The sequence below is a fragment of the Rhizobium sp. SRDI969 genome, assembly GCF_025152725.1.
Taxonomy (GTDB): domain Bacteria; phylum Pseudomonadota; class Alphaproteobacteria; order Rhizobiales; family Rhizobiaceae; genus Rhizobium; species Rhizobium leguminosarum_I.
Genome location: NZ_CP104035.1, coordinates 698,082 through 724,699, shown reverse-complemented (window position 1 = coordinate 724,699; position 26,618 = coordinate 698,082). Strand labels below are relative to the sequence as shown.

31 protein-coding genes are annotated in these 26,618 nt (G+C 62.4%); 8 read left to right on the top strand and 23 right to left on the bottom strand.

The genetic code is table 11. From position 1 onward, the window contains the following. Window positions 1–5: 5 nt before the first annotated feature. The 9 genes from N2A41_RS03465 to N2A41_RS03425 all read right to left on the bottom strand — a co-directional run bounded on the left by N2A41_RS03465 (window position 6) and on the right by N2A41_RS03425 (window position 7,671). Window positions 6–878 (bottom strand): metal ABC transporter permease, encoded by an 873-nt coding sequence (locus tag N2A41_RS03465; RefSeq protein WP_260110289.1) that lies wholly within the window; start codon window positions 876–878, stop codon window positions 6–8. Continuing rightward, complete coding sequence (locus tag N2A41_RS03460; protein WP_260110288.1) at window positions 875–1,624, bottom strand: metal ABC transporter ATP-binding protein; 750 nt, start codon at window positions 1,622–1,624, stop codon at window positions 875–877. Before N2A41_RS03460 ends, N2A41_RS03465 begins: the two co-directional genes overlap by 4 nt. Continuing rightward, a complete protein-coding gene (locus N2A41_RS03455; RefSeq protein WP_260110287.1) occupies window positions 1,621–1,749 on the bottom strand; it encodes a hypothetical protein in 129 nt (42 codons plus the stop codon). The genes N2A41_RS03460 and N2A41_RS03455 overlap by 4 nt, the downstream gene beginning before the upstream one ends. A 388-nt stretch (window positions 1,750–2,137) precedes the next feature. Further along, a complete protein-coding gene (locus N2A41_RS03450; RefSeq protein ID WP_170282307.1) occupies window positions 2,138–2,830 on the bottom strand; it encodes an amino acid ABC transporter permease in 693 nt (230 codons plus the stop codon). Window positions 2,831–2,849: 19 nt separating this feature from the next. Beyond that, the gene (locus tag N2A41_RS03445; protein ID WP_017963130.1) at window positions 2,850–3,557 is read right to left on the bottom strand and encodes an amino acid ABC transporter permease; all 708 of its coding nucleotides are present in this window, start codon (window positions 3,555–3,557) and stop codon (window positions 2,850–2,852) included. 54 nt (window positions 3,558–3,611) lie between these two features. After that, window positions 3,612–4,436: an amino acid ABC transporter substrate-binding protein gene (locus N2A41_RS03440; protein WP_260110286.1), complete on the bottom strand. Its 825-nt coding sequence runs from the start codon at window positions 4,434–4,436 to the stop codon at window positions 3,612–3,614. A 16-nt stretch (window positions 4,437–4,452) separates the two neighbouring features. Beyond that, window positions 4,453–5,193 (bottom strand): amino acid ABC transporter ATP-binding protein, encoded by a 741-nt coding sequence (locus N2A41_RS03435; protein WP_222387123.1) that lies wholly within the window; start codon window positions 5,191–5,193, stop codon window positions 4,453–4,455. A 1-nt stretch (window position 5,194) separates the two neighbouring features. Beyond that, a complete protein-coding gene (locus tag N2A41_RS03430; RefSeq protein ID WP_260110285.1) occupies window positions 5,195–6,676 on the bottom strand; it encodes an NAD(P)-binding domain-containing protein in 1,482 nt (493 codons plus the stop codon). Then, on the bottom strand, window positions 6,673–7,671 hold the full coding sequence (locus N2A41_RS03425; protein ID WP_222387121.1) for a LysR family transcriptional regulator: 999 nt from the start codon (window positions 7,669–7,671) through the stop codon (window positions 6,673–6,675). The genes N2A41_RS03430 and N2A41_RS03425 overlap by 4 nt, the downstream gene beginning before the upstream one ends. A gap of 160 nt (window positions 7,672–7,831) precedes the next feature. Here N2A41_RS03425 and N2A41_RS03420 point away from each other — a divergent pair, with 160 nt between their 5' ends. Together N2A41_RS03420 and N2A41_RS03415 are read left to right on the top strand one after the other, a co-directional pair. After that, window positions 7,832–8,314, top strand: a complete 483-nt coding sequence (locus tag N2A41_RS03420) for a CMD domain-containing protein (protein WP_222387120.1) — start codon at window positions 7,832–7,834, stop codon at window positions 8,312–8,314. Further along, on the top strand, window positions 8,311–8,886 hold the full coding sequence (locus N2A41_RS03415; protein WP_260110284.1) for a peroxidase-related enzyme: 576 nt from the start codon (window positions 8,311–8,313) through the stop codon (window positions 8,884–8,886). Before N2A41_RS03420 ends, N2A41_RS03415 begins: the two co-directional genes overlap by 4 nt. Before the next feature lie 428 nt (window positions 8,887–9,314). Here N2A41_RS03415 and N2A41_RS03410 read toward each other — a convergent pair whose 3' ends face one another. Together N2A41_RS03410 and N2A41_RS03405 are read right to left on the bottom strand one after the other, a co-directional pair. Beyond that, entirely contained in the window at window positions 9,315–9,800 is a 486-nt protein-coding gene (locus N2A41_RS03410) for a peroxiredoxin (RefSeq protein WP_260110283.1), read from the bottom strand. Window positions 9,801–9,894: 94 nt separating this feature from the next. Continuing rightward, window positions 9,895–10,746 (bottom strand): protein-disulfide reductase DsbD domain-containing protein, encoded by an 852-nt coding sequence (locus tag N2A41_RS03405; RefSeq protein WP_260110282.1) that lies wholly within the window; start codon window positions 10,744–10,746, stop codon window positions 9,895–9,897. A gap of 141 nt (window positions 10,747–10,887) precedes the next feature. Between N2A41_RS03405 and N2A41_RS03400 the strand changes: the two genes are divergently transcribed. The 3 genes from N2A41_RS03400 (at window position 10,888) to N2A41_RS03390 (ending at window position 13,035) form a co-directional block, all read left to right on the top strand. Beyond that, entirely contained in the window at window positions 10,888–11,493 is a 606-nt protein-coding gene (locus tag N2A41_RS03400) for a YqgE/AlgH family protein (protein WP_017963123.1), read from the top strand. Between the two features lie 113 nt (window positions 11,494–11,606). Continuing rightward, window positions 11,607–11,798: a CsbD family protein gene (locus tag N2A41_RS03395; RefSeq protein ID WP_162118290.1), complete on the top strand. Its 192-nt coding sequence runs from the start codon at window positions 11,607–11,609 to the stop codon at window positions 11,796–11,798. 148 nt (window positions 11,799–11,946) lie between these two features. Then, window positions 11,947–13,035 (top strand): zinc-binding metallopeptidase family protein, encoded by a 1,089-nt coding sequence (locus tag N2A41_RS03390; RefSeq protein WP_260110281.1) that lies wholly within the window; start codon window positions 11,947–11,949, stop codon window positions 13,033–13,035. Between the two features lie 269 nt (window positions 13,036–13,304). On the opposite strand, the gene rnhA is transcribed toward N2A41_RS03390, so the two are convergent. The 5 genes from rnhA to N2A41_RS03365 form a co-directional block, all read right to left on the bottom strand. Continuing rightward, a complete protein-coding gene (gene rnhA / locus N2A41_RS03385) occupies window positions 13,305–13,763 on the bottom strand; it encodes a ribonuclease HI (protein WP_260110280.1) in 459 nt (152 codons plus the stop codon). Beyond that, complete coding sequence (locus N2A41_RS03380; protein ID WP_260110279.1) at window positions 13,760–14,725, bottom strand: homoserine kinase; 966 nt, start codon at window positions 14,723–14,725, stop codon at window positions 13,760–13,762. Before N2A41_RS03380 ends, rnhA begins: the two co-directional genes overlap by 4 nt. Window positions 14,726–14,793: 68 nt before the next feature. Next, window positions 14,794–15,795: a 4-hydroxy-3-methylbut-2-enyl diphosphate reductase gene (gene ispH, locus N2A41_RS03375; RefSeq protein ID WP_260110278.1), complete on the bottom strand. Its 1,002-nt coding sequence runs from the start codon at window positions 15,793–15,795 to the stop codon at window positions 14,794–14,796. Window positions 15,796–15,871: 76 nt separating this feature from the next. Beyond that, window positions 15,872–16,627, bottom strand: coding sequence for an SURF1 family protein (locus N2A41_RS03370; RefSeq protein WP_260110277.1), 756 nt, complete (start codon window positions 16,625–16,627; stop codon window positions 15,872–15,874). Beyond that, a complete protein-coding gene (locus N2A41_RS03365) occupies window positions 16,620–17,000 on the bottom strand; it encodes a DUF983 domain-containing protein (RefSeq protein WP_260110276.1) in 381 nt (126 codons plus the stop codon). The genes N2A41_RS03370 and N2A41_RS03365 overlap by 8 nt, the downstream gene beginning before the upstream one ends. 118 nt (window positions 17,001–17,118) lie before the next feature. On the opposite strand from N2A41_RS03365, the gene N2A41_RS03360 reads away from it, so the two are divergent. Beyond that, on the top strand, window positions 17,119–17,760 hold the full coding sequence (locus N2A41_RS03360; protein ID WP_260110275.1) for a chloramphenicol phosphotransferase CPT family protein: 642 nt from the start codon (window positions 17,119–17,121) through the stop codon (window positions 17,758–17,760). Between the two features lie 441 nt (window positions 17,761–18,201). Beyond that, a complete protein-coding gene (locus N2A41_RS03355) occupies window positions 18,202–19,188 on the top strand; it encodes an IS110 family transposase (protein WP_260109230.1) in 987 nt (328 codons plus the stop codon). Between the two features lie 199 nt (window positions 19,189–19,387). Here the strand turns inward: N2A41_RS03355 and N2A41_RS03350 are convergent, their stop codons facing one another. The 6 genes from N2A41_RS03350 to coxB form a co-directional block, all read right to left on the bottom strand. After that, complete coding sequence (locus N2A41_RS03350; RefSeq protein ID WP_017963115.1) at window positions 19,388–20,266, bottom strand: cytochrome c oxidase subunit 3; 879 nt, start codon at window positions 20,264–20,266, stop codon at window positions 19,388–19,390. A 61-nt stretch (window positions 20,267–20,327) separates the two neighbouring features. After that, window positions 20,328–20,936, bottom strand: a complete 609-nt coding sequence (locus N2A41_RS03345) for a cytochrome c oxidase assembly protein (RefSeq protein ID WP_260110274.1) — start codon at window positions 20,934–20,936, stop codon at window positions 20,328–20,330. Continuing rightward, complete coding sequence (locus N2A41_RS03340; protein WP_020048779.1) at window positions 20,933–21,073, bottom strand: hypothetical protein; 141 nt, start codon at window positions 21,071–21,073, stop codon at window positions 20,933–20,935. The genes N2A41_RS03345 and N2A41_RS03340 overlap by 4 nt, the downstream gene beginning before the upstream one ends. Then, on the bottom strand, window positions 21,073–22,023 hold the full coding sequence (locus N2A41_RS03335) for a heme o synthase (RefSeq protein ID WP_260111102.1): 951 nt from the start codon (window positions 22,021–22,023) through the stop codon (window positions 21,073–21,075). The genes N2A41_RS03340 and N2A41_RS03335 overlap by 1 nt, the downstream gene beginning before the upstream one ends. A gap of 67 nt (window positions 22,024–22,090) precedes the next feature. After that, window positions 22,091–23,812: a cytochrome c oxidase subunit I gene (gene ctaD / locus N2A41_RS03330; RefSeq protein WP_017963111.1), complete on the bottom strand. Its 1,722-nt coding sequence runs from the start codon at window positions 23,810–23,812 to the stop codon at window positions 22,091–22,093. A gap of 17 nt (window positions 23,813–23,829) precedes the next feature. Beyond that, window positions 23,830–24,714, bottom strand: a complete 885-nt coding sequence (coxB, locus tag N2A41_RS03325; protein ID WP_032985025.1) for a cytochrome c oxidase subunit II — start codon at window positions 24,712–24,714, stop codon at window positions 23,830–23,832. A 316-nt stretch (window positions 24,715–25,030) separates the two neighbouring features. Here coxB and N2A41_RS03320 point away from each other — a divergent pair, with 316 nt between their 5' ends. Continuing rightward, entirely contained in the window at window positions 25,031–25,699 is a 669-nt protein-coding gene (locus tag N2A41_RS03320; protein ID WP_170258284.1) for an invasion associated locus B family protein, read from the top strand. Window positions 25,700–25,883: 184 nt separating this feature from the next. Here N2A41_RS03320 and N2A41_RS03315 read toward each other — a convergent pair whose 3' ends face one another. Further along, window positions 25,884–26,456, bottom strand: coding sequence for a hypothetical protein (locus N2A41_RS03315; RefSeq protein WP_260110273.1), 573 nt, complete (start codon window positions 26,454–26,456; stop codon window positions 25,884–25,886). Window positions 26,457–26,618: the final 162 nt, after the last annotated feature.

Here is a 26,618-nt window from a genome sequence, read left to right as displayed (position 1 = left end):
TGGAATCAGCCCTTCAAATGCGGGCGGGGAAAGACGCGCCGGGCCAAGCCGGAGGGCGCGAAAAAAATAGAAAAACCGTAGAAGATCGCCGCGGTCATGATGATCGTCGGGCCGGAGGCGAGCTCGAGATGATAGGAGGCGATCAGGCCGAGATAGCCGGATGCGGCCGCACTGACGGCTGCTATCGCCATCATCACGGGCAGACTGCGCGACCAGAGCTGGGCGACGGCTGCCGGCAGCATCATCAGGCCGACCGCCATCAGCGTGCCGAGCGCCTGGAAGCTGGCGACGAGATTGAGCACCACGAGCAGCAGGAAGAGGAGGTGATAGACCGGCCCGCGCCCGCCGACGGCACGCAGAAAACCGGGATCGAAACATTCGGCCACCAGCGGCCGGTAGATGAAGGCGAGGATGACCAGGGTCAGCGAGGTGATCGCGCCGATCAGATAAAGGGCGGGCGCATCGATCGCCAGGATGGTGCCGAAGAGCACATGCAACAGATCGATATTGGAGCCGCGCAACGAGACGATCAGCACGCCGAGCGCCAGCGATGCGAGATAGAAGCTGGCAAAGCTCGCATCCTCCTGCAGCACGGTCATCCGGCTGACGGCGCCGGACAGCAGCGCCACCGACAGGCCGGCAATGAGACCGCCGAGGCCCATCGCCGTCAGCGACAGGGAGCCGGCGACGAGGTAACCGATCGCCGCCCCCGGCAGCACGGCATGGCTCATGGCGTCACCCATCAGGCTCATGCGCCGCAGCATCAGGAAGACGCCGACCGGCCCCGAGCCGAGCCCGAGGCAGAGGCAGGCGATGAGCGCTCGGCGCATGAAACCGTAGTCGGCAAAAGGTGCGAGGAAGAGATCGTAAGCCGTCATGCCGCCGGCGCCTCTTCGGGTGCGCAGGCATTCGCATCCTCATCCCAGCGCTCGGCCATGGCGCGGGCCTTCAGGAGATTGACGGAGGACATGACGTCTGCGGTCGCACCCCAGCCGACCAGCTCGCGGGCAAGCAGCAGGGTTTGCGGGAAATGGGCGCGGACCAGCTCGAAATCGTGCAGCACGGCAATCACCGTGCGGCCTTCGCCATGCCAGCGGGAGACGATATCGATGAGGTCCCTGGTGGTGCGGGCATCGATTGCCGTAAACGGCTCGTCGAGCAGGATGATGCCGGCATCCTGCAGCAGCAGGCGGGCAAAAAGCACGCGCTGGAACTGGCCGGCCGACAGCGAGCCGACATGGCGCCGGCCGAAGCCTTCGAGCCCGACGGCCGAGAGCGCCTCGCCTGCCCTCTTCACCTCGGTGGGCGCGATGCGGCCGAAGGCGCCGGTCTTCTTCCAGGCGCCGAGCATGACGGTATCGATCACCGAGATCGGAAAGCGCCGGTCGATCTCGGCCGCCTGCGGGAGATAGCCGAATTCAGCCCGCCCCAACCGATGCTCGACTCTGCCTTCGGCGGGGCGAAGCTCGCCCATGATCGCCTTCAGCAGCGTCGACTTCCCCGCCCCATTCGGCCCGGCGATCGCCGTCAGGCTGCCCGAGGCGAAGGCGCCGGAGACATGGTGGACGGCGGGGTGCCGGTTATAGGCGACGGTCAAATTATCAAGACGGATCAGCGGCGTCATGGCAAGACAACCGCCCAGTGGATCGCCAGCCACAGGAGCGCAATGACCAGCGCCATGCCGATTGTCCTTGAGAAAGCCGACTGTCCCAGCAGGCTGACGGAGGGGCGGTCGGGGCTCGGGGGCATGGCGCATCCTACAATGTAATAACATTACTGTTATGTTATAACGATTGCGGCGAGTTTGAGGCGGAGCCTGGCAGTTATTCACACTTGAAAGGGGCGACAATCGGCCGCCAACCCAGGCGCGCCCTCTCTCCAGCCTCATCCTGAGGTGCCCGCAGGGGCCTCGAAGGACGGGGCTGGCCACCGCCCTCGCAAATGCGGATATCGCAGGCGTCCAACCACCCGCCCCCGTGGTTCGAGACGGCCCTTCGGGCCTCCTCACCATGAGGGCTGATCGGCATACCGTGACGTTGCCCACCCTATTCCTGTGCTCGTCACAGGAACGAGCCCAGGCCTCTGGCCGCCACATGCCGAAACGACTGCGGAAATCCCGATCCTGGGCAAACCGCCCCTAGGCCCATACCCTCAGAGCCCGTTCCATCCGGTCGGCGGCGTATGTGACGATATAGGCGATCACCATGTAGATGACGACAGCGATCAGGAAGGCTTCGAGGTAGTAGAAGTTCAGCGCCGCGGTCAGTTGCGACTGCGCGAAGATGTCGACGACCTCGATCGCAAATCCCAGCGACAGCGCCTTCATGATCACCATAATGGAGTTGGCAAGATCCGGAATGGCCGCGACGATGACCTGAGGCAGCATCACCCGGCGGAACAGTTGGCTGCGCTTGTAGCCCAGGGAATAGGCCGCATCGGCCTGACCGTTGTCGAAGGAGTTGAGTGCACCCTTGACGACCTCAGCCTGGAAGGCTGCGACGCAGGCGGTCAGGGCAACGATAAGCGTGATCCAGTTCGGCGTCGAGTGACCATTATAGTCGATGGCGACGAGCGAGGTCAGGAACTGCAGCGTCGGCGGCAGGCCGTAATAGGCGAGGAAGATCACGATGACCATCGGAACGCCCTTGAAGACGACCTTGTAGGCGACGACCAGTTCCCGAAGCAGCGGGACCCGGCGATATTCAACCATCGCGAAAAGGCTGCCGACGATGGTGGAGAAGACGAAGATTCCAAGCGCCATGGCGAGCGTCACCGGGACCGCGCCAAGGATGTCCCAGAGATCGGGAAGAAGGACTTCGGAATCGAACATGTGATGACCTCCTATTCGATCAGACGCTTGCCATCATGGTGGCCTTGGCCGGTGCGGTATTGGGCGCGAATTTTGCGTTTCGCGTTTCGAAAAAGCGCACGACGATCCATGCGACAAGGCATAGCAGCGAATAGATCACCGCCAGCACAAGGTAGGTCTCGAACTGGTATTGGTTGTAGTCGCGCTCCATGACGAGATGGGCGGTCGCCATGACATCTGCGGCGCCGATGTACATCACCAGTGCGACGTTGTGGATGAGGTAGATGATCGAGTTGCCGTAGCCTGGCAGGGCGATGTGCACCGCCTGAGGCCCGACGACCCGAAGGATCTTCTGAAGGAAGCTGTATCCGAGACTATCGGCGGCGTCGTGCTGGCCGCGTTCCACGGCGAGGTAGGCCGGCCGCAGAACCTCGGAAAGATAGCCTCCATGGTAGAGGCTGAGGCCGACGATCGCCGCGACGTTCGGGGACACGAAGTCCTCGACCTCGAACAGAGCGACGACCAGCGGCAGCCCGTAGAAGGCGACGAACAGTTGCAGCACGACGGGGACGCTCCGGGCATAGGAGACGTAGAGGTCAGCCAGCTGACTGACAACCGGTATCCTGCGCACCCGGAACGTCGTCGTTATCAGGGCCAGCAGGAAGCCGGCGATCATGGCCGTGAACGTGATCGCAAGCGTCAGCGGCAGCGCCTTGAGCAGCTCGGGAATCATGATGGATAGGTCCACTTCGGAACACTCCTTGTTTCGGTCTTGGGCCTGATCGCCGATCGTTTCTCAGCGTTACTTCATGTAGGTGGTGATGTCCTCGCCGAACCATTTCTGCGAGAGCTTGGCCAGCGTGCCGTCGGCCTTGAGCTCCTTCAGAGCCTTGTCGATGTCTTCGGCGAGTGCCTTGTTCTCCTCGGAGCGATGGATCAGGACGAAGGTATTGTTGATCGCGACCGGCTCGCTCGCCTTGACGTCGAGCTTCTGCTGGTCGATGACCGTCTGCTCGCCGAGGTTCGACGGCAGAACCAGCGCGTCGTATTTGCCGTTCTCGACCTCTTTCAGGCGATCCGGATAGGGAATGCCGGCGCTGGACGCGGTGATCTCGATCTTGAAGTCGGGGTTCTTTTCCTGCCAGGCAGTGGCGAACTTGTAGATACCGCCGCCGGCCGTCACGGGCACGATCTTCTTGCCAACGAGATCCTTCATCTCGTTGATGCCGCTGTCCTTGCGGCTGTAGATCTTGATCAGGCTGGCGCCGATCGGGCTCTCCGGAATGAGGAACTGCTTTTCGCGGGCGGGCGCCCGGTAGTAGCCGCCGGTCGCGATGTCGTACTTTCCGGTGGCAAGGCCGGTCTCCTGAGCGATGTCGGCAGCACCCTCCATCACGAATTTGTACTGCGGCAGCTTGGCGTTGATCGCCTTCAGGACGTCGGGCTCGTAACCCTGCGGCTCGACCCCGATGGCACCCCAGGAGAGCGGCTTGGATTCGGCAGCCGTCGCGATCTTGATGGTACGCACGTCCTCGGCATGCGATAGGCCCGCGGCTGCGAGGGCAAAGGCAACGCCAGCGACAGCGAGGCCGAAGCTACGGCGGGAAGTCGACTTGATGGAAGACATGTCAGGCATCCTTTCTTTACTGGATGGAGTGTTCGGAATTCAGGAACTGGGCAAGGCGCGGGTTGGAGGGCGTGTCGAAGATCTCGGCAGGGCTGCCTTGAGCTGCGACGACGCCCCGATCCATGAAGACGATGCGGTTCGAGATATTCTTTGCGAACTGCATCTCGTGGGTGACGAGGAGCGAGGTGATGCCGGATGACGTGACGTCCCTGATCACCTTCAAAACCTCGCCGACGAGTTCGGGGTCGAGCGACGACGTCGGTTCGTCGAAGAGCATGACATCCGGCTTGACGGCCAGCGCACGCGCAATGCCGGTCCGCTGCAGCTGGCCGCCGGAAAGCTGGGAGGGGTAGCTGTCGATCTTGTTCGACAGGCCGACCCGCTCAAGCTCCTGCAAAGCGATCGAGCGCGCTTCGTCCTTCGACTTGCGCTGCACGACCACGAGCGGATCCATCACGTTCTGAATGACCGTCATGTTCTTGAAGACGTTGAACTGCTGGAAGACCATCGCGGTCCGCAGCCGGATCGCCTGGACCGCGGTGCTGTTCGGTTTCCGGTAATCCATCCTGACCTGATCGAAGGCGATCGTGCCCGACGCCGGCTTTGCCAGATAGTTGATGCACTTCAGCAACGTCGTCTTGCCGGTACCGCTGGGGCCGATGATCGACACCACGTCGCCCCGGTTCACCGAGAGATCGACGCCGTTCAGGACCTGCGTGTTTCCGTAGGACAGCTTTAGGTTTTTGAGCTCAAGCATTTCAGGTCGGGGTCCTTTCGGCAGATAGGTCGGAAAACGTCGCGGTCTCGTCGTCGGCCCACTCGTCTCCGAGCAGCTCGGGCGTGTCGAAGGCCTGGAGATCGGCGAAATGACGCTCGCGGTCGGCGACGAACAGCGCCCTGACGATGCCGCGCGCAAGCCGGTCTGCGCCTTCGCTGATTGCGGGAATGTCGCCCGTGAGCTTGCCGTGGCTGAGCGTCGCCGGGAAGTTGAAGCAGTGGATGCGGGCGAGCGCCGGGCAGGCGCCGGGCTCGGCCTCAAGGAACTCGAACGCCTCGCCGAGGTCGGGCGAGGTTTCAAGCTCGTCGTTTCGCATGTCCGCCGGCACGGGAAAACGGTCGCGCCAGAGGCGGATATGCGATGCGACGGCGGCGAGTTCCGGCCGGTTCGTCAGGTCGACCTTGAAGCCGGTGCCGAAGATCAGGAAATCGACGGGATAGCTGCCTTTCGGCGTCGTCACAACAATATGGTCGCCCTCCTGCTGCAATCGATCGATCGGGCTTTTCAGATGGAGATGGGCCTGCGGGAATGCGCTGACACGCAGGACGCTCGGGCGCGGAGGCGGCGTCTGCGAGCGCATGGCATAGTCGAGAAAGCGCCACTTCCAGTCATCCGGCAGACCGGCAAAGCCATGCACCACGCCCTGGCTGCCGATGCCGGTGAATTTGTTGATCCGCGGCAGGTCGGTCCTGCGCACGAACATGTCAAGCCGGGCAGCGCCGGCCTCGAGCGCGGTGGCGGCGTTGTCCATCGCCGAGGCGCCGGCTCCGACGACACCGACCCGCTTGCCGCGCAATGCGGCGAAATCGATAGGGTCGGCGGTATGAGCCCAGAACTTGCGCTCTATGTCGTCGGCGATCGAGGGTACGAAGGGCCCGCCCAGACCGTCGCGGCCCGTTGCCAGCACCACATGGCGCGCTATCATCGTTTCGGACCGGCCATCGTGATGGCAGACAACATCGAGCAGGCCGTCGCCGCGCGGACGAATGGCATTGACGGCGACCCCATTGCGCACCGGCAGGTCAAGCACGTGCCGGTACCACACGAGGTAGTCCATCCATGTCTGACGCGGCGCCCTATCGAGCGCGACCCAGGCATCGCGGCCATGCAGCGCCTCGTAATAGGCGCGAAACGTCAGCGCCGGCAGGCCCATTGCCGGTCCGGTCAGTTGTTTGGGAGAGCGAAGGGTTCGCATCCTGGCGAAGGTGACCCAGGGACCCTCGCTTCCGGCAGGCGCCTTGTCGAGAACGGTGTGGTTGGCGACGCCGAGCCGCTTCAGCATGGCGGAGGCCACGAGCCCGGCCATGCCCGCACCGATAATCACGACGTCAATGACCGCTTGGCCGTCGACGAGGCGGGGCGGAACCCAGGACTTGGCCGGCAGCTCCAGCCAGGCGAGGTCCTGGCGCAGGCGTGCTTCGAGCGCTTCGAGATTGTTCGGAAACGTCGAGAGATCGCTCATGACGGCACGTCCTCGGTCATCGGGCTACCGCCGTAGACGGTATCGGCCAAGGCTTCGACGCCACCTGCGTCGTGCAGCCGGCAACCGGGCATCGCCAGGGCCACGGCGCGCGCCGCATCGATCACGGCGGCGACCGTCGGGGTCAGCGGCATCGCGGCAGGCGAGATGGCGCCGAACAGGAAGGGGATGGTGTGGTCGAGGACGCGCATTACGATCCCCTCGAGCGGAACGCCGCAGACGGTCGCCGGCTCGACGATGGCGACGCCCAGTCCGGCCCGGACCATCGTCAGGGCGGTCAGCGAGGCGTTGACGTCGATCATCCGTTGCGGCGCCACACCCGCGCGCTCCAGGGCCTCGTCGATGCGGTGCCGCAGGCGGTAGGGATTGGCGAGCGTGATGATGCGTCGCTCGGCGAGATCGGAGAGACGCACCATGTCATCGTTGGCCAACGGATCGTTGGCGGCGAGAGCGACGACACACGACGCTTCGGCAACCCAGTGCACGTCGAGGCCGGGATGTTCCAGCGGCAGGCTTGATATCCCGAAGTCCGCCGAGCGGGCGAGCACCGCCTGCACGACATTCTCGGCCGCCAGCGCCTGCACATGGAGATGACGCGGTATCAGGTCCGGCGCGACGGCCGCGATCGCCTGGGGCAGAACGCCCGCCGCAAGTGAAGGCGTGGCCGCGATCGTCAGCGACGGCGGTTCATCGAGACCGATGGCATTCGCCCGCTCGCGGATGTGGGCGAGGCTGGCAAGATGGCGCTCCACCTCGGCGTGAAAGAGCAGACCGCGCGCGGTCGGGCTGATGCGCGGGCCGCTTCGATGCAGCAGCGCATAACCGATATCGGCTTCGAGATCCTGGATCAGCCGCGTGACCGCCGGCTGCGACCGGCCCAGCAGCCTTGCCGCCCCGGTCACGCTACCGGCGGACATCACTGCTGCGAAGGCTTCAAGTTGCCGGATATCGAAAGAGTCAGAATGCATAGTGGACATCAAACACCCTCCTTCATGTCAGTAAAGCATGACAATTCTCATTTGACGACTGGCTGTAGATAAAAAATTCACATCAAGATCTGTTTAGCATTCCAATTTGACATAATGAGAGGGCAGGCCTACCTAGAGCTTATGTCCGCGACGTATTGAGGAGCTTGTTTTGACACTCATCGAAACTCTTGCCTCTGTGAGGCCGGGTTCCGCGCTCGCGGAAGCCATGGGGAAACGCGCGGAGATCCTGCGCCTCAGTGAAGCGGCCCACGACGCTGTGCTTCTGCCACGCGATCCCGGCGGACTGTCGCACGGCCTGAGGGCGGCACTCGCCGCCCGGATGGCGCGCCACAATCGCAGCCCGGCGCTCACGGGCCACTACGACACGCTCGTTGCCCGCGCCGACGAACCGGCGACAGCCTTGCTCGCCGAGCCGAACACGAACGTGTCGGATCCGCGTACCGCCGAGATCGTTCGCCATGCCGACCGGCTCACGGTCGCGCCGCGCGATGCCACGCGCACCCATGTGGACGCATTGCGCCAAGTCGGCGTAACCGACGCCGACATCGTCCGGCTCGCAGAGCTTGCGGCTTTCGTCAATTACCAGGTGCGGGTTCTCGCCGGCCTGAAGCTGCTGGGAGAGATGCGATGAGCGAGGTCGTCCACACCTTCACCACCACGGTGCCGCGCTGGCAGCCCTACGTCGTTCCGGTCGATTTCGCGACCGCCACCGACGAGCAGCATGCAGCGATGCAGACGACGCCGTCGAACAAGGGCATCTCGCCGTATGTGCTGACCCTGGCGCACGACCCCGAGACGCTCGCGGTCCGCTCACCCCTGTTCAACCTGATCATGTACGGCAAGGACGGACTGGCAGCGAGCGAGCGTGAACTGGGTGCCGTCGCCGCCTCTGTCGTCAACCGCTGCGTCTACTGCGCCGCCGTCCATGCATCCCGGTTCAACAATTTGACAAAACGCACCGATGTCATCGACGCCGTGTTCGCCGATGGTCTCGAGGCGACGCTCGACGAGCACCTCCAGGCAATCTTCAACTTCTCGGCCCGACTGTCGACCACGCCGCCCGAGGCCGTCGCGGCCGATGCGCAGGCGTTGGCGGACGTCGGGTTCGACGAGTTGCAGGCTCTCGATCTCGTCCTCTCCTCGGCGATCTTCGGCTGGGCGAACCGTCTGATGCATACGCTCGGCGAGCCGACGAAGGACTGAAGTGTATCCTCGGGAGCGACAGCATGGATACCCGAATCCGGGTTCAGCCGCTGCTTACGCGGCGATTATTACAATGACGAGTATGTGCGTCAGGACGGTCGGTGGCTGATCTCGAAGCGCATTTCGCATTTCACATGGCGTGACACTATGGAGATGGTGGCCGGCTGACCGAGACCGCGGGTGCCGACGCGCGACCTGCGACCGCTCGAGCTCTAGCAAGCGTAGAGACGTCGGCGCGTGCCCCTCATCCGGCTGCCGCCACCGACCGGGGTCGAGCCACGGGTCTCGCCCCGTCCTTCGGACCCCCGCTCGCGGGGCGAAGGGAGATAGCCGCAGCCTCTCCGTTCCCACCTCGCTCTCGCGGGGCACGTCCCCTCGCCCCGTTTACGGGGAGAGGGTTAGGGTGAGGGGCAGATCTTGTTCGAAGCTCAGAGCTGTTCCAGCATCGCGGCAGCGCCCGAGACGGTTGCCTGGCCGGGGCTTTCCTCGACGTTGAGGGCTTTGACGACGCCGTCTTCCACCAGCATCGAATAACGTTTGGAGCGGAGGCCGAGGCCGCCGGCGGAGAGGTCGGCGTCGAGGCCGACGGCCTTGGTGAAGCCGGCATCCCAATCGGCGAGGAAATGGATCTTGCCCATGCCGCCTGACAATTGCGCCCAGGCGCCCATCACGTGCCAGTCGTTGACGGAGACGACGGCGATGTCGTCGACGCCCTTGCCAAGGATGGTATCTCGGTTTTCGAGATAACCCGGGAGGTGGTTCAGCGAGCAGGTGGGCGTGAACGCGCCCGGCACGGCAAAGAGCACGACGCGCTTGCCGGCGAAGAGCCGATCGGTGGTGATTTCGACCGGGCCGTCAGCCGTCTTTTCCTTGAAGGTGGCGGCAGGAAGCTTGTCGCCGATCGCGATGGTCATGGTCTTCTCCTTGGTTCCGGCTTTGGGAGTTCTGGCTTTGGGTTCTGCTTGGCAGCGGCCGCCGCAGGGGATCTGCGGCGACTATAAGACCCGGTCATTGAAAGGCAAGAGTGGTCTCCATCGCCCTTTCGCCATCGATGACCAGCACGCTCCAGCGCTTGCCGGATAGGTCGTAATTCTCAGGCAGTTTGCCGATAGATACATCGACCTTGAAGGTGGCGCCGTCGCGCTTGCCGCCGATCTGCTTGGTGAAGGCATGGCCGCTCGGGCCGGTGACGATGATATCGGGCGCGCCGTTCCCCTCGCCCGGCCCCCCGCTCGGCAGAGCCAGGGTCAGCGACAGCGTCTTCCTGTCGGGCGACATCGCATGCGCCGTCACGTCGAAATCCGGCGACGGCGGCTTCGGCAGCTTCGCATCGGCGGCCTGAAGGATTGACTCCTCCTGCGGGTGCGACTGGATGGCGGGGCCAAGCTTCAGCTGAAAATTCGCCTGGAAGGGAATGCAGATATCTTTGCAGATGCCGATGAAGGCGGAAGCGTCGATTGCCACCGGGCCTTTGCCGGCCGCCGTCAGCGACAGCGGCAGCGTCACCGGTGCGTCATAGGCGATATCCTCGACCGTGCCGTTGAAAAAATGCTTCGGAACGGGATAGGCGATGGCATCGAGGCTGACCCCGCTCTCCGCCGCGATGGTGATCTGCGGCGGAATGCCATTGCCGCCGGGCTCTCTCCAATAGGTGATCCAGCCGGGTTTCGGCTCGATCTGAAGGGCGGCGCGGATTTTGCCGCCGGCATCGGGCGCGAGCGCCACCAGGCGCATGCGGCCGCCCTCGTTGTCCGCCCAGGCGCTCATTTCAGCGTGGGCGGAATAAAACGGCACAAGGGCTGCGACCACCGACACAAGCGCGATTAAAAGCCCGCGCGGGCCTGAGGAAATAATCATCATGGAACAAAGGTTTACCGAAACTGCTGTTTGGCCGCCAGAAGTCGCGGCGATTTAAATCTTCATTTTCAGTTGATTGATGTGTGACATTGGCCCATGTTTCTCTTGTCGAGGCCTTGGTGCGGTCTAGCAGCAGGAGGAACGATGTCCTTATCGACGCTGAAGAACAGACGGGAACGTGGCTTCTTCGATGGCCAGTTCCTCATCGCCATGCCGGGCATGGAAGACCGCAATTTTGCGCGCACCGTGATTTATATCTGCGCGCATTCGGATGCCGGCGCCATGGGCTTCGTCATCAACCGTCCGCAGAGCCTCACCTTCACCGATGTGCTGCTGCATCTCGACATGATCAAGCAGGAAGATTCGATCGTGCTGCCGAAGCGGGCGCGCGACTTCCCGATCCAGACCGGCGGCCCGGTGGAAAGCGGCCGCGGCTTCGTGCTGCATTCGGACGATTATGCCAGCGACTCCTCGATCCCCGTCAGCGACGACATTTGCCTGACGGCGACGCTCGACATCGTTCGCGCCATCTCCAAGGGCGCCGGACCGACACGGGCGACAATGCTGCTCGGCTATTCCTCCTGGGCGGCCGGCCAGCTCGAAAACGAGGTCGTCAACAATGGCTGGCTCACCTGCCCGGCCAATGAGGAATTGATCTTCGACCGCAGCCTCGACGACAAATACGAGCGGGCGCTCGCCGGCATGGGCGTGACCGCTGCTATGCTGTCGGCCGAAGCCGGCCATGCTTGAGAGGCTGGCCTGACGGTCGCTGACCTGGCGGCAGCGGGAACGAATAGCCGAGAGTGACGTTTCATTCGGCGAGCATGGACAAAAAGCCCATGCCAACCAAGGAGACATCACAGATGGGTAGCACCAGCGACAAGATTTCCGGCAAGGCAAATGAAATTGCCGGCAAGACCAAGCAGGCCGTCGGCAAGGCGACGGACGATCGCGACATGAAGGCCAAGGGCGCCGTCCAGGAAGCCAAGGGCAAGGGACAGGTCGCAACCGGCAAGGTCAAGGACAAGCTCAAGGGCGCCGTCGACCGGCTCTGAGCGACAGCAATAAGACGAGCAAAGGACGCTGTGCTTCCGATTTAAGGAATGCGCAGTAGACGCTCATCCTTTATCACCATGCCTGTCGCGCCCTCACGCGGCAGGCATTTTTAGTCCGTCACCCTCATGCTCTGCAGAGATAGACCCAATGAAGCTTTTTGCCTGCGACAATTGCGATCAGGTCGTCCACTTCGACAACCGTCGATGCGTGCGCTGCAACCATCGCCTCGGCTTCCTGCCCGGCGATCTCGCCATGCATGCGCTGGAGCCGCGCGACGAGACGCTCTGGCAGCTCGTTTCCAATCCCGATCGCGAGGTCCGCTTCTGCGCCAATGCCGGCCTCGATATCTGCAACTGGCTGGTGGACGGTGACGGCGAGAGCGAATTCTGCGTTGCCTGCCGCCATAACCGGCTGGTTCCGAACACCGACACCCAGGACGGCATCGATCGCTGGCGGCGCATCAGCCAGGCGCAGCGCCATCTGTTTTATTCGCTGCTGCGCTGGAAGCTGCCGCATCCGGATCGCGCGCAAGATCCGCAAGGCGGGCTGGTCTTCGATTTCCTCGAGGATTCGATCGAGAGCAACGGTTATGTCGTGCCTGCCATGACCGGCCACGAGGAAGGCCTGATCACCATCCGCGCCGCAGAGGCCGACGATGCGACGCGCGAACAGGCGCGCAGCTCGATGAACGAACCCTATCGCACGCTGCTCGGCCATTTCCGCCACGAGGCTGGCCATTTCATCTGGAACAAGCTGGTGCGCGATCGGGGCGGCCTTGCCGATTTCCGCGCCGTCTTCGGCGACGAACGGCAGGATTATGCAGCAGCCCTGCAGACCCATTATGCCGGCGGCGCGCCCTTGGGATGGCAGGATAATTTCATCAGCGCCTATGCCGCCTCGCACCCCTGGGAGGATTTCGCCGAATGTTTCGCGCATTACCTCCATATCGTCGATACGCTCGAAACCGCGCGCGCCTTCGGCATCGCCATCGATCCGAGCGGCCATGAGGAAATATCAGGCGAGGTGGATTTCATCCCTTACCGGGCAAGAAGCGCCGAACAGCTGGTCAGCGCCTGGGTGCCGCTCAGCATCGCGATCAACGCCATCCAGCGCAGCATGGGCCAGCCCGACTCCTACCCCTTCGTGCTGTCTTCGCCTGTTGTGGCAAAGCTCGAATATCTGCACCGGCTGATCCAGGGCGCAGCGACGGCGCCGCAGCAGCAGCAGGCGGCTTGAATGAGGTTCGGGCCGCGCTGCTCGCCCCTCTTCTCCCCAGCGGTGGCCCGAAGGGTCGGATGAGGGGGCCACACGGCACGCCATCCATTGCCCTTCGCTTCCGCTCGGTGCATTCGCGGCTTCGCCGCTCACCCCCTCAACCGCCTGCCGGCACCGACCGGGGTCGAGCCACAGGTCTCGACCCGTCCTTCGGACCCCCGCTGGGGAGAAGAGACGTGTGGCGGCGCCGTATTCCTCTCTCATCCGTCAAGAGCTCAAGGAAACGGCCGCTACTTAAACGAAACCGCCTTGCCTTTCTTGAAAGGCTCCATGCCCTTCCGAGCGAGTTCGTCGGCGCGTTCGTTTTCCGGGTGGCCGGCGTGGCCCTTGACCCAGTGCAGTGTCACCTTGTGGCGGTCGCGGGCCGCCTCCAGCGCCTGCCAGAGCTCGGCATTCTTCACCGGCTTCTTGTCTGATGTCTTCCAGCCGTTTTTCTTCCAGCCGAAAATCCACTTGGAGATACCGTCCTTGACATAGGCGCTGTCGGTATAGAGATCGACCTCGCAAGGGCTCTTCAGGGCCGACAGTGCCGAGATTGCCGCCAGGAGCTCCATGCGATTGTTGGTCGTGTCGGCCTCGCCGCCGAAAAGCTCCTTTTCGACGTCGCCATAACGCAGCACCGCGCCCCAGCCGCCGGGGCCGGGATTGCCGGAGCATGCGCCGTCGGTAAAGATATCGACGTGCTTCATAGGCTCAATCCATATTCGGCGGGCGATTTGATCTGGCGGTGGAACCGCAGCTTGCGGAGATATTCGAGCGGGTCCTTCTTGGTGACCATGGCTCCCTCCGGCGTCGTCAGCCAGTCATAGAGCCGGGTCAGGAAGAAGCGCAGCGCGGACCCACGCGACAGTACCGCCAGGGCTGAGATTTCCGCATCGCTCAGCGGCCGAACGCTCTGGTACCCGTCGAGCATTGCCGTGCCCTTGGTGATGTTATAGGCGCCGTCCTTCTCAAAGCACCAGGCATTCAGGCAGATCGAGACGTCATAGGCGAGCAGGTCGTTGCAGGCGAAATAGAAATCGATCAGACCGGAGAGCTGGTCGCCCAGGAAGAAGACGTTGTCGGGGAAGAGGTCGGCATGGATGACGCCGGCAGGCAGGCCACTCGGCCAGGCGGCGGAGAGGAAATCGAGTTCGCTGCGGATCTCGGTCTGCAGCCCGGGCTCGACCTCGCCGGCACGCGCCTCGGATTTTTCCCACAGCCCCCGCCAGCCGTCGATCGACAGCGCATTCGCCCGCTTCAACTGGAAATCATCACCAGCCACATGCATCTCGGCCAGCGCCCTGCCGACTTCGCGGCAGTGTTTCGCCTCCGGCTTTCTCAGCCACATGCCTTCGAGGAAGGAGATCAGCGCCGCCGGACGGCCGGAGAGCGAGCCGAGCAGCGCGCCGTCGCGGCGCGGCAGCGGCAGCGGGCAGGACAGGCCGCGAGCTGCGAGATGCTGCATCAGGCCGAGGAAGAAAGGCAGATCGCTCTTTTCGACGCGCTTTTCATAGAGCGTCAGGATCAGCGGGTCCTTGGAGGTGTGAAGCAGGAAGTTGGAGTTTTCGACGCCTTCGGCGATCCCCTTGTAGGAAAGCAGCGTGCCTGCGTCATATTCCGTCAGGAACCACTTCAGATCGTCTTCGGCTATATCGGTATAGACTGCCAAGTGAGGTCTCGCCTTCATGCCTTGTTGATATTGGATTTGCCGGAGTGGACGCCAGGCCGAAGGCCGATCTAGCCGTTGACGAAGGCCATATCGGCCGCCGTCAGCTCGATATTGCGCAGTTCGCGGTTGACGAGGAAGTTTTCGGTTTCCTGCACCGTTTCGGCCAGTTCGACGCGGGCATCGAAGCGGGCGCGGAAAGCCTCAATGATCTCGTTGACGATAACCTCGGGTGCCGAGGCACCGGCGGAGAGACCGAGCGTCGAAATCGTGCCGATCTCGTCCCAGTCGAGCTCGGCGGCGCGCTGCACGAGGATCGATTTCTTCGCCCCTGCCCTCAGCGCCACTTCGACGAGGCGCTTGGAGTTGGATGAATTCGGCGCGCCGACAATGATGAAAAGATCGCAGCCCGGAGCTGCCTGCTTCACCACTTCCTGGCGGTTGGTCGTCGCATAACAGATCGAGTCCGCTGCCGGCGCCGTCAGGTTGGGGAAGCGCTCGTGCAGTCGGGTGATGACGCCGGCGGTGTCGTCGACGGACAGTGTCGTCTGGGTAACATAGCCGAGATTATTGGGGTCCGTGGGAATATAGGCGTCGGCGTCCTCGATCGTCTCGATCAGCGAAACCGACCCCTCCGGCAGCTGACCCATCGTGCCGATCACTTCGGGATGACCGGCATGGCCGATGAGGACGACATGGCGGCCGAGGCGATTGTGGCGCATTGCCTGCTTGTGGACCTTGGAGACCAGCGGGCAGGTGGCGTCGAGATAGAAGAGGTTGCGGCTTGCCGCATCCTCTGGCACGGATTTCGGCACGCCATGGGCGGAGAAGACCACCGGCTGGGCGCGATGTTCGGCCGGGATCTCGTCCAGCTCCTCGACGAAGACGGCGCCCTTGGCCTCCAGCCCTTCGACGACATAACGATTGTGGACGATCTCGTGGCGCACATAGACCGGGGCACCATAGGATTTCAGCGCCAGCACGACGATCTGGATGGCGCGGTCGACGCCGGCGCAGAAGCCGCGCGGCCCGCAGAGCCTGATCGTCAAAGGAGGTTTCGCCGCAATATTCATGTCTGTTCCGTCAAAATTCCGTACCGCGTCGGGATAAGCGACCTCTAGCCCAATATGACCGGGAATTGAAGCGATACTATTGCCGAGGCTGCGTGCCGGGTTTGCGGAACCAGGAGATCGCCACCACGGCGGTGAGCACCGCGGCCAGCCCGTACCAGGTGAAAGCATATTGCAGATGGTCGTTCGGCAGATCCACCTGGGTAACGCCGCCGATCGGCAGGCCGGCCGGATTCAGGGTGGAATCGGCATCGACGAAAAAGGGAATGACCTTCGCTTTCTCGAGGCCGACGCTCTCGGCCATGACGTCGAGATCCTTCCAGTAGAAGATGTTCTTGGCGACGTCGTTATCGGGCACCACCCAGGAAGGCTTGCCGGGAAGCTTTTCGCGCGCCAGGCCGGTGACGGTCTGCTGATCCGTCAGCTGGCCCTGCATGCGCGTTTCCGGCTCCTTGTTGTCATAGGGAACGAAGCCGCGATTGACGAAGAGAATGCGCCCGTCGGCAAGCTCCAGAGGCGTATAGACATAAAAGCCGGTCTGGCCGCGCCAGGTGGCGAAGAAGTGCCGCTCCTTGTTGTTGAAATAGCGGCCGGTGGCGGTGACCTTGCGGTATTCGATGTCGCCGCCTGCAGCCGCCATCGCCTCGATGTCGGCGAGCGGCACGGGGGCTGCTGACTGCCGCGCAGCGATATCGGCGATCAGGCCCTCTTTCCAGTGCAGGCGCTCCACCTGCCAGGTGCCCAGCGAAATCAGGATGGCAAGGGCGATCAGTACCAGGATGCCGGTCAAGACAGGCAGCCGGCGGCGCGGCGCGGCATGGTCGATATCAGTCACTCAGGCGTCCTTCGCGGGCATTATGACGGTATTGCATGGCGATCAGGATGCCTTTGAACCAGCGCAGCGTCAGCAGCGACAGGATAATCGTCAGCGGCGCGAAGAGCAGGATATGCACCCAAATCGGCGGCCCGTAATTCACCTGCAGCCACAGCACCATGCCGATGACGATGAAGCCGACGATGAGAATGACGAAGACGGCGGGTCCGTCACCGGAATCGGCAAAGGAATAATCGAGGCCGCAGGCAGCACAGCGCGGCTTCACGCCGAGCAGGCCATCGAAGAGCTTGCCCTGGCCGCAGCGCGGGCAGCAGCCCTTGATGCCGGTCTTCAGCGGATCGACGGGGGGAAAATGGGCGCTGTCCTCGTTCATGGCAATTCCTTTTAGGCGCTCCACGCTGCCTTAACTCTCCCATAAAGTATTTGCATCCCGGATGGAAAGGCCTGCGCGGTCTCCGCCGAGTGATTCGCGCCAAACAGAAGAAGAACTGATGACCGATGATAGCCATTCCGTACAGATCATTATCCTGAACGGCGCGCCGCGGAGCGGCAAATCCAGCATTGCGCGCGCAATCCAGGACGAATTCGAGGGACCGTGGATCAACCTCGGCGTCGACGGCTACAATGCCATGACACCGAAGCGTTATCTGCCGGGCATCGGACTGCGGCCAGGCGGCGAGCGGCCGGACCTGGAGGAACTGGTGCCGTTCTTTTATGCGGCGCTCTACGAATCGATCGCCATCCATGCCAGCCTGGGGCTCAATGTCATCGCCGATCTCGGCCACCATGACAGCTATTCGCAGCCGCTCGGCATCCTCGGCGATTGCGCCCGGCGACTGGAAGACTTTCCAGTGCTGTTCGTTGGCGTGCGCTGTCCGATCGAAACGATCATGCAGCGGCGCGACGTTGCCCAGGAAGGGCGCGAGACGCTTTATCTCAGCGCCACGGAGGACGTGCCCGTTCCAGAACCGGTGCAACGCTGGCAGGATGAGGTTCATCGCCCCGGCATCTACGATATGGAGGTCGATACGTCGGTGCTGACGCCGCTCGAATGCGCCGAAGCGATCCGCCACCAGTTGGATCTCGGCATTCCCGCGCCTTCGGCCTTCGAACGGATCGCCGGGGCGCGCTGAGGCGATATAAGGCGGCCACGGAGCCTTTACTTCGGCCCGATTGCCGATGGCAGCCCCTCATCCGGCTGCCGCCACCTTCTCCCCGTAAACGGGGTGAAGGGGATATGCCGCAGCGTCTCGAATCCCTCTTCTCCCCAGCGGGGAGAAGGTGCCCGTAGGGCGGATGAGGGGGCCGGCGAAGCCGGTCTTTCCAACAATATTCATGCGGATTCGAACGCATTCGCGTCGACATAGCGGATAGTTAAGATGAGAGGGCGTGCCGTGTGGCCCCCTTGCATGTTCAAACTGCATCCGTTGATGATGGGTGCGACCCCTGGGGGATGGCCATCCCCCAGGGGTCGGACGGGCGGGACCGTAACCCCCTTGGCGTGAACCGGGGATGAGCCTGGTCCGCTCGTCCTTCGCGTTTGTCCTGAACAGATAGTGGGGAGCAGGTCCCGTATGCAAGGCAAGGTATCGTCCGAACGCGCCGCGATGGCGACAGTTTATGTCGGCATCGATGTCTGTAAAGAGTGGCTGGACATTCATCTGCATCCTCTCGGCCGCAGTTTTCGGGTGACCAACGACACGGCCGGCCTGCGCCGCCTCAAGCGGGAGCTCGATGCGCTTGACCAGATGCCGCGCTCGGCGCTGCGTATCGTCATGGAAGCGACCGGCAAGTGGCATCGCGCCGTCCAGCGCTCGCTGCATGCCGATGGCTTTTACGTGTCGGTCGTCGATCCGCTGCGCGCCCGACTGTTTGCCAAAGCCTGCGGCTTTCTCGCCAAGACCGATCGGCTCGATGCGCGGTTTCTGGCCATCATGGGAGAAGCCCTCAAGCCCGCACAGACCCCACCGCCGGACCAAGCGCTGGAAACCCTGCAGGAACTGGTCAATGCCCGATCTGCCGCCAATGGTGAACGCACCGCCCTGTCCAACCGGATGAAGACGGCCGTGACCGCTTTCCTGCGCAAGGAACTGACGCGCCGGCTTGCCGCGCTCGACACCCATATCGCAAGACTGGACGCCGAGATCGAGCGCAGCATCTGCGCCGATCCCGAGATGCGCCGCCGCCTCGACATCCTCATCTCCATTCCTGGCATCGGAGCCGTCACCGCCGCAAGCCTGATCGCTGGCCTTTGCGAACTTGGCGCCTGCTCCGGCAAGCAGGCCGCCATGCTGACCGGCCTTGCGCCGATTGCCTGCGAAAGTGGCGAGCGGGCCGAACATCGCTCCATCAGGGGCGGACGCCCAGCACCCAGGAACGCCATCTACATGGCCGCCCTGTCCGCCTCTCGTCACAACCCGGACCTCGCACGCTTCGCCGCAAGGCTGAAGAAAGTCGGAAAACCCAATAAGGTCGTCCTCGTCGCCGTCATGAGAAAGCTCATCGTCCTGGCAAACACCCTCATCACCAAAAACCGCATCTGGACACCAAATCCACCTTGACACCAAACACAGATGCTCATCCGACCCTTCGGGCCACCTTCTCCCCGCTGGGGAGAAGAGGAGACATGCCGGAGCCTCTCCGTTCCTCGCCCGCCCGGATGGCGCGTCCCTCTCGTCTCCGAAAAGGTGCGGGCTGTCGCGGACCCCACCAAAAAAAAGGCGGGCACGAGGCCCGCCTTTTGTTTGACTATCGTTCCGATCAGCCGGCTGCGACGGGTGCGCCCCAGCCGCCCCAGACGTAGATGCAGAAGAACAGGAACAGCCAGACGACGTCGACGAAGTGCCAGTACCAGGCGGCCGCCTCGAAGCCGAAATGCTGCTTCGGGGTGAAGTCGCCGCGCAGCGCGCGGATCAGGCAGACACCCAGGAAGATCGTGCCGACGAGGACGTGGAAACCGTGGAAGCCGGTCGCCATGAAGAAGGTCGCGCCGTAGATCGAATTCTTGAAGGCGAAGGGCGCGTGGGCATATTCATAGGCCTGGACGGAGGAGAACAACACGCCGAGCAGCACCGTCAGCGTCAGGCCCTGAATCAGGCCTTTGCGGTCGTTGTGCAGCAGCGCGTGGTGCGCCCAGGTGACCGTTGTGCCCGACAGGAGCAGGATGACGGTGTTATAGATCGGCAGGTGCCAGGGATCGAGAACCTCGATGCCCTTCGGCGGCCAGACGCCGCCGGTATAGGCCAGGCGCGAGGCCTGGATCGCCTCGTTCGGAAACAGGCTGGCGTCGAAATAGGCCCAGAACCAGGCGACGAAGAACATCACTTCCGAAGCGATGAACATGATCATGCCGTAGCGCAGATGCAGCGAGACGACGCGGGTGTGGGCGCCCTCATGGGCTTCCTTCACCGTATCGGCCCACCAGCCGTACATCACGTAGAGAACCAGCGCGAAGCCGATATAAAAGAGCCAGGGATTGGCGAGCTCGGCACCGGCGACCTTGAACGAACCGCCGTTCAGGTAGCGCATGTAGCAGACGCCGCCGATCGCCATGAGGAAGGCGCCGAGCGAAGCGATAATCGGCCACGGGCTCGGATCGATGATGTGATAGTCGTGATTCTTCTGGTGAGCATCGGCCATGTAGTTATCCCCGGATGTCTTCCTTCACTCCGCTCCCGGCATAGCCGGAAACGAGCCTTGATCAAAGTTTCTTTTCAATCTTCTCCGCTCCACCCTCATTCGCAGCCACCGGCTTCGGACCCTCTTTCGGGTAGAACGTATATGACAGCGTAACCGTGTGGATATCCTTGGATTCCACGGCCTTGACGATTTCCGGATCGATGTAGAACACGACCGGCATGTCGAGCTTCTCGCCCGGCTTCAGGTCCGTTTCCGTAAAGCAGAAACATTGCACCTTGTTGAAATAGACGCCCGCTTCGCCCGGGGTGACGTTGAAAACCGCCTGGCCGCGCTGGGTCTCGTTCGAACGATTCTCGGCGGTGAAATTTACCTGGATCGTTTCGCCGATCTTCGGATTGACCTCGCGCTGGACCGGCTTGAATTCCCATTGCAGACCGGGGGCGACATTGGCGTCGAAGGTGACGCGCATCGTGCGGTCGAGCACGACGCTCGACACCTGGTCGACGCGCTGCGTCGTGCCGTTATAGCCGGTCACCTGGCAGAAGATGCGATAGAGCGGCACGGCGGCATAACTCATCGCGCCCATGCCGAAGACGAAGCTCAGGCACATCATCACGACGGCGCCGTTGTTGCGGCCGGGCTTTTTCGGTGCGGCGGGGTTATCGCTCATCCGGCAGTTCCCCCGCCGATCTTCACGATTGCCATCACGTAGAAGAGAACGACGAGGCCGGCAAGCACCAGCCCCAGCGCGATGTTGCGGTTGCGGCGCGACTTGAGCTGCTTTTCCGTGAGCTTGACCAATTCCATCAGAACCAACCTCCCGCATGCGAGACCAGCAGCGAGGCCAGCCGGTCGATCATCAAGGCAGAGAACACGGCGAAGAGATAGAAGATCGAAAAGCCGAAGAGCTTCTTTGCCGGGATCATCTTCAGATCGCCGTCGGGCATGCGCCAGACGGCGATGGAACAGTATATGAAGATCGCGCCGAGGGCGGCTGCGACGAGGCCATAACCGAGGCTCGCAAAGCCGAGGAAGGACGGCAAGACCGCGCAGACGGCGGTCAGCACCGCATAGGCGACGATCTGATGCTTGGTCACCCGCTCGCCGGCGACATTCGGCAGCATCGGCACGCCGACGGCCTCGTAATCGCGCATCTTGAAGAGCGCGAGCGCCCAGAAATGCGCCGGCGTCCACAGGAAGATGATGAGGAAGAGAACGGTGCTCTCGATCGTCACGCTGTTGGTCACGCAAGCCCAGCCGATCATCGGCGGGAAGGCGCCGGCAGCACCGCCGATGACGATGTTCTGCGGCGTCGAGCGCTTCAGCCACATGGTGTAGACGACGGCATAGAAGAAGATGGTGAAGGCGAGGATGCCGGCCGAGAGCCAGTTGACGGCCAGCCCGAGAATGACAACCGAGAAGCCTGACAGTACCAGGCCGAAGGCCAGCGCCTCCGACGGCGCGATGCGGCCGGCCGGGATCGGACGGTTGGCGGTGCGGCTCATGACGGCGTCGATATCGGCGTCATACCACATGTTCAGGGCGCCGGAGGCGCCGGCGCCGACGGCAATGCAGAGAATGGCGATCAGGCCGAGGACGGGATGGATGTGGCCCGGCGCCAGCACCAGACCGGCAAAGGCTGTGAAGACCACGAGCGACATCACTCGCGGCTTCAGCAATTCGAAATAATCGCGCGCACTCGCTTCCGACAATTCGCCGTCCTTTGCAAGCACCTCGTGATTGTCGATGACCGTCATCATTCCGTCCTGAATGTCTTACCATCAGGACGCCGTACCGCATGCGGCGTCCCGATGTCCGCGCAAATTACTTGATGCGCGGAAGCTGTTCCCACTGGTGATAGGGCGGCGGCGAAGGCAGCTGCCATTCGAGCGTCGTTGCACCCTCACCCCACGGATTGTCGCCGGCGACGCGCTTCCTGGCGAAGGCTTCGAAGACGCCGAAGAGGAAGATCAGCACACCGAAGGCCGAGATGTAGGAGCCGATCGAGGACACGTAGTTCCAGCCGGCAAAGGCATCCGGATAATCGATATAGCGGCGCGGCATGCCGGCGAGGCCGAGGAAGTGCTGCGGGAAGAACACCAGGTTGACGCCGATGAACATGACCCAGAAATGCAGCTTGCCGACGAACTCGTTGTACATGTAGCCGGTCATCTTCGGGAACCAGTAGTACCAGCCGGCGAAGATCGCAAAGACGGCGCCGAGCGACAGAACGTAATGGAAGTGGGCCACGACGTAATAGGTGTCATGCAGCGAGCGGTCGAGACCGGCATTGGCAAGCTGGACGCCGGTGACGCCGCCGACCGTGAACAGGAAAATGAAGCCGATTGCCCAGAGCATCGGCGTGCGGAACGAGATCGAGCCGCCCCACATCGTCGCGATCCAGGAGAAGATCTTCACGCCCGTCGGAACGGCGATGACCATCGTCGCGAAGACGAAGTAGCGCTGCGCATCGAGCGACAGGCCGACCGTGTACATGTGGTGAGCCCAGACGACGAAGCCGACGGCGCCGATCGCGACCATGGCATAGGCCATGCCGAGATAGCCGAAGATCGGCTTCTTCGAGAAAGTCGAGATGATGTGGCTGACCATGCCGAAGCCCGGCAGGATGAGGATGTAGACCTCGGGGTGACCGAAAAACCAGAACAGGTGCTGGTAGAGGATCGGGTCGCCGCCGCCTTCCGGAGAGAAGAAGGAGGTGCCGAAGTTGCGGTCGGTGAGCAGCATGGTGATGCCGCCTGCCAGAACCGGCAGCGACAGCAGCAGCAGGAAGGCGGTGATCAGCACGGACCAGGCAAACAGCGGCATCTTGTGCAGCGTCATGCCGGGAGCGCGCATGTTGAGGATCGTGGTGATGAAGTTGATCGCACCGAGGATCGACGAGGCGCCGGCAATGTGCAACGCAAAGATCGCAAGGTCGACCGCCGGTCCCGGTGTGCCGCTTGTCGCCAGCGGCGGATACATCGTCCAGCCGCCGCCCGTGCCGTAGGCGCCTGCCGGGCCTTCGACGAACATCGACAGCAGCAGCAGCGCGAAAGCGGGAACGATCAGCCAGAAGGAAATGTTGTTCAGACGCGGGAAGGCCATGTCGGGCGCGCCGATCATGATCGGCACCATCCAGTTGGCGAAACCGCCGATCATCGCCGGCATGACCATGAAGAAGATCATGATCAGCGCGTGCGCTGTGGTGAACATGTTGAACATCTGCTTGGCGCCGTCGATCGCGGCATCGCCTTCATAGCCGTAGACCATCGAGGCCAGGCCGTGGAAGATCTGAATGCCAGGCTCCTGCAGCTCCATGCGCATGGCAACCGACAGTGCGCCGCCGATGATGCCGGCAATGATCGCGAAGATCAGGTAGAGCGTGCCGATGTCCTTGTGGTTCGTCGAGAACAGCCAGCGATTGGCAAAGCTCGGCTTGTGCCCGTGATCGTGATCGTCATGCGCGTGGTCATGATGGGCGGCGTGATCGCCATGCGTGCGATCGTGATCATGAGAATGATCGTCGTGAGCGGAAGGTCCAGCCATTGTCCCGATCCCCTTAATTACTGTGCTTCGGCGACGTCGAGGGTCTTTGCGGGACCATCGGTTGCGGCCATGAGTGTCTTGTAGGCGCCGGGCAGGTCGCTGGCGGCTGCGGTCAGCCACTGCTTGTACTTGTCCTCGGAGACGACGCGGATGGCGATCGGCATGAACGCATGGTCCTTGCCGCAGAGCTCGGAACACTGGCCGTAGAACAGGCCTTCGCGTTCGGCCCTGAACCAGGTCTCGTTCAGGCGGCCCGGCACGGCATCGATCTTGACGCCGAAGGACGGCATGGCGAAGGCGTGGATGACGTCGGTCGGCGCAGAGGTCACGAGAACGCGGACCGTCTTGTTGACCGGCAGGACCAGCTCGTTGTCGACGGCGAGAAGTCTGGGATAGATCGACTTGTCTTCCTTGCCGGCGGCGGCGCGATCCTGATCCTTCAAGAGGTAGGAATCGAAAGCCAGCGGGCTTTCGCCCGAACCTTCATATTCGTAGTTCCACTGCCACTGGGTGGCGGTCGCCTTGATCGTCACGTCGGGATTTTCGGGCAGCGTCAGCTGCGCCGTCAGCAGGTTGAACGAAGGAATGGCGAGAAGAAGCAGCACCAGAACCGGCCCCACGGTCCAGGCAATCTCGATCATCGTGTTGTGGCTCGTCCTCGAGGGAACCGGGTTCGCGCTGGCGCGGAACTTGAAACAAACGACGATGAGCAGGACCAGAACGAAAAGCGTGATCGGAACGATAAACCACAGGGTATATTGTTCGAACCAGTGGATTTCCCGCATGATCGGCGTTGCCGCCGGCTGCAGCGTCGCCTGCCACGGCATGGGCTGGTCGGCATATGTGCCGGAAGCAAAAAGCAGACAGACCAGCGCGGTCAGGGCTGCATAAGCCTTCTTCATCACCTTATTATCTCCCTCGAGCGCTTGACCTGCACAATAGAACGCAGAATCCTTGCCATCTTCAGCGCTTCAAACCACAGTTTGGCATTCGCCGCAACAGGTCAGAGCAATTGTCTATGCGGCATTTTTGCTCAAAGCATAGGCAGGCTGGAACGGCAAAACATACCAAGTTTTTCATCAGCATATGAAAAATCGGCTTTCCGGCCAATCCGCGCGCGACACATTATTTCGCAAAGGTCCAATTTCCGCCGCAGTCCCCCGGTTTTCACGGGGTGGGGCTTTTCATTTTTGGTGGGCAGCTTCAACAATAGCCGCAATGATTCGATATCCAGAGGTTTCCATGGGTTTCCGTTCCCTCGCGCAGTCGCTTCTCCTGACTGCCAGCATCGCGGCCGCAGCGACGACGCCCGTTTTCGCACAGCAGCAACCCACCCCGTCGGAGGCCAAGCCGCCCGCTTCGGCGCCGGCGCCGACCCCTGCTCCGGCGCCGCAACAGCCGAGCGCCGCCAAACCGAATGTCGAACAGGTGACGCCCGGCCAGACGCAGCCGCCGGCGCCCGGCACGGTGAAATCCAATCACGGCGCATGGTCTGTCGTCTGCGACAAGCCGGCCGGGGCTTCGACCGAACAATGCGCGCTGATGCAGAATGTCATCGCCGAGGACCGGCCGGAGGTCGGGCTTTCCGTCGTTGTCTTGAAGACGGCCGACCGGAAATCGAAGATCCTGCGCGTGCTCGCGCCGCTCGGCGTGCTGCTGCCGAACGGCCTCGGGCTCAATGTCGACGGCAAGGATATCGGCCGCGCCTATTTCGTCCGCTGCTTCGCCGATGGCTGCTATGCCGAGGTCGTGCTCGAGGACGAGCTGCTCAAGACCTTCCGCAGTGGCGCCCAGGCAACCTTCATCGTCTTCCAGACCCCGGAGGAAGGCATCGGCATCCCCGTCGACCTCAAGGGCTTTGCCGAAGGTTTCGACGCTCTGCCGTGACATCAACTGCCGTCTGCCATGGCCAGCCCCTCATCCGGCTGCCGCCACCTCTCGCGGGGCACGTCCCCTCGCCCCGTTTACGGGGAGAGGGTTAGGTGAGGGGCAGAGGTTTTCGGAACCGCGCCGCCACCAGACTCCCCGTGCCCACACGGACCATGTTCAGTTCGGCAATAAGCCCAGAACCCTAATCATATTCGGAAAAGCTACAAACATATTCAGAGTGATCGCCTGCATCGACGATATAACCAGGCATCTCATCTGCGCTGCCATCACGGGGACGGGTGGGAGAGTATATTTCCAGCCTTTTTCCGGTGCGCCTTTCGATCTCATCCCTGAGCGCGGCAGCGGGCTTCAATAACAGGATGTTATAGGATGATACTGTTAGACATCCATCATTCGACTGTCCCGAAGCCGGGATTTCGAATGCGGAGTATTGATTTCCGAAGAACTCGCCCGGCTTGTTTATCACTGGCGAGGCAATCCCGGCCCCGCCCTTGCATTCCTCCCGGACGATTACATCCCCGGCCGCGATATGCTTTTGAACTTGGGCCTGTTCATATCCCCTCACGACCAGCTTCTTTTCGTCGAAGTCGAAATAGATCATTCCGTCCACCGCGAGGCATTCCTCCGGATCGGGAAAGACCTTCTCAAGCCAGTTATCGGCCGCCAGTCCCGTCACGGGAAAAAGAAGAGCGAGAACCACTCCACTCGCACCACGTGTCATCATTTCGAACAAATCGGCCCCCAAACTGATCATCTCAAAACAGCCACGCCGCCACCCAGCGCGAAACGACAAAACGCTTACATCTCTTTCGAAGGACGTTCCATCTCCCGAGATCGCGCTGCACAACAAAGAATATTCGACGGCAGGGCTTCACTCCTTGTTATATGGAGCCCTATCTAGGGAGTAAGTGCACTC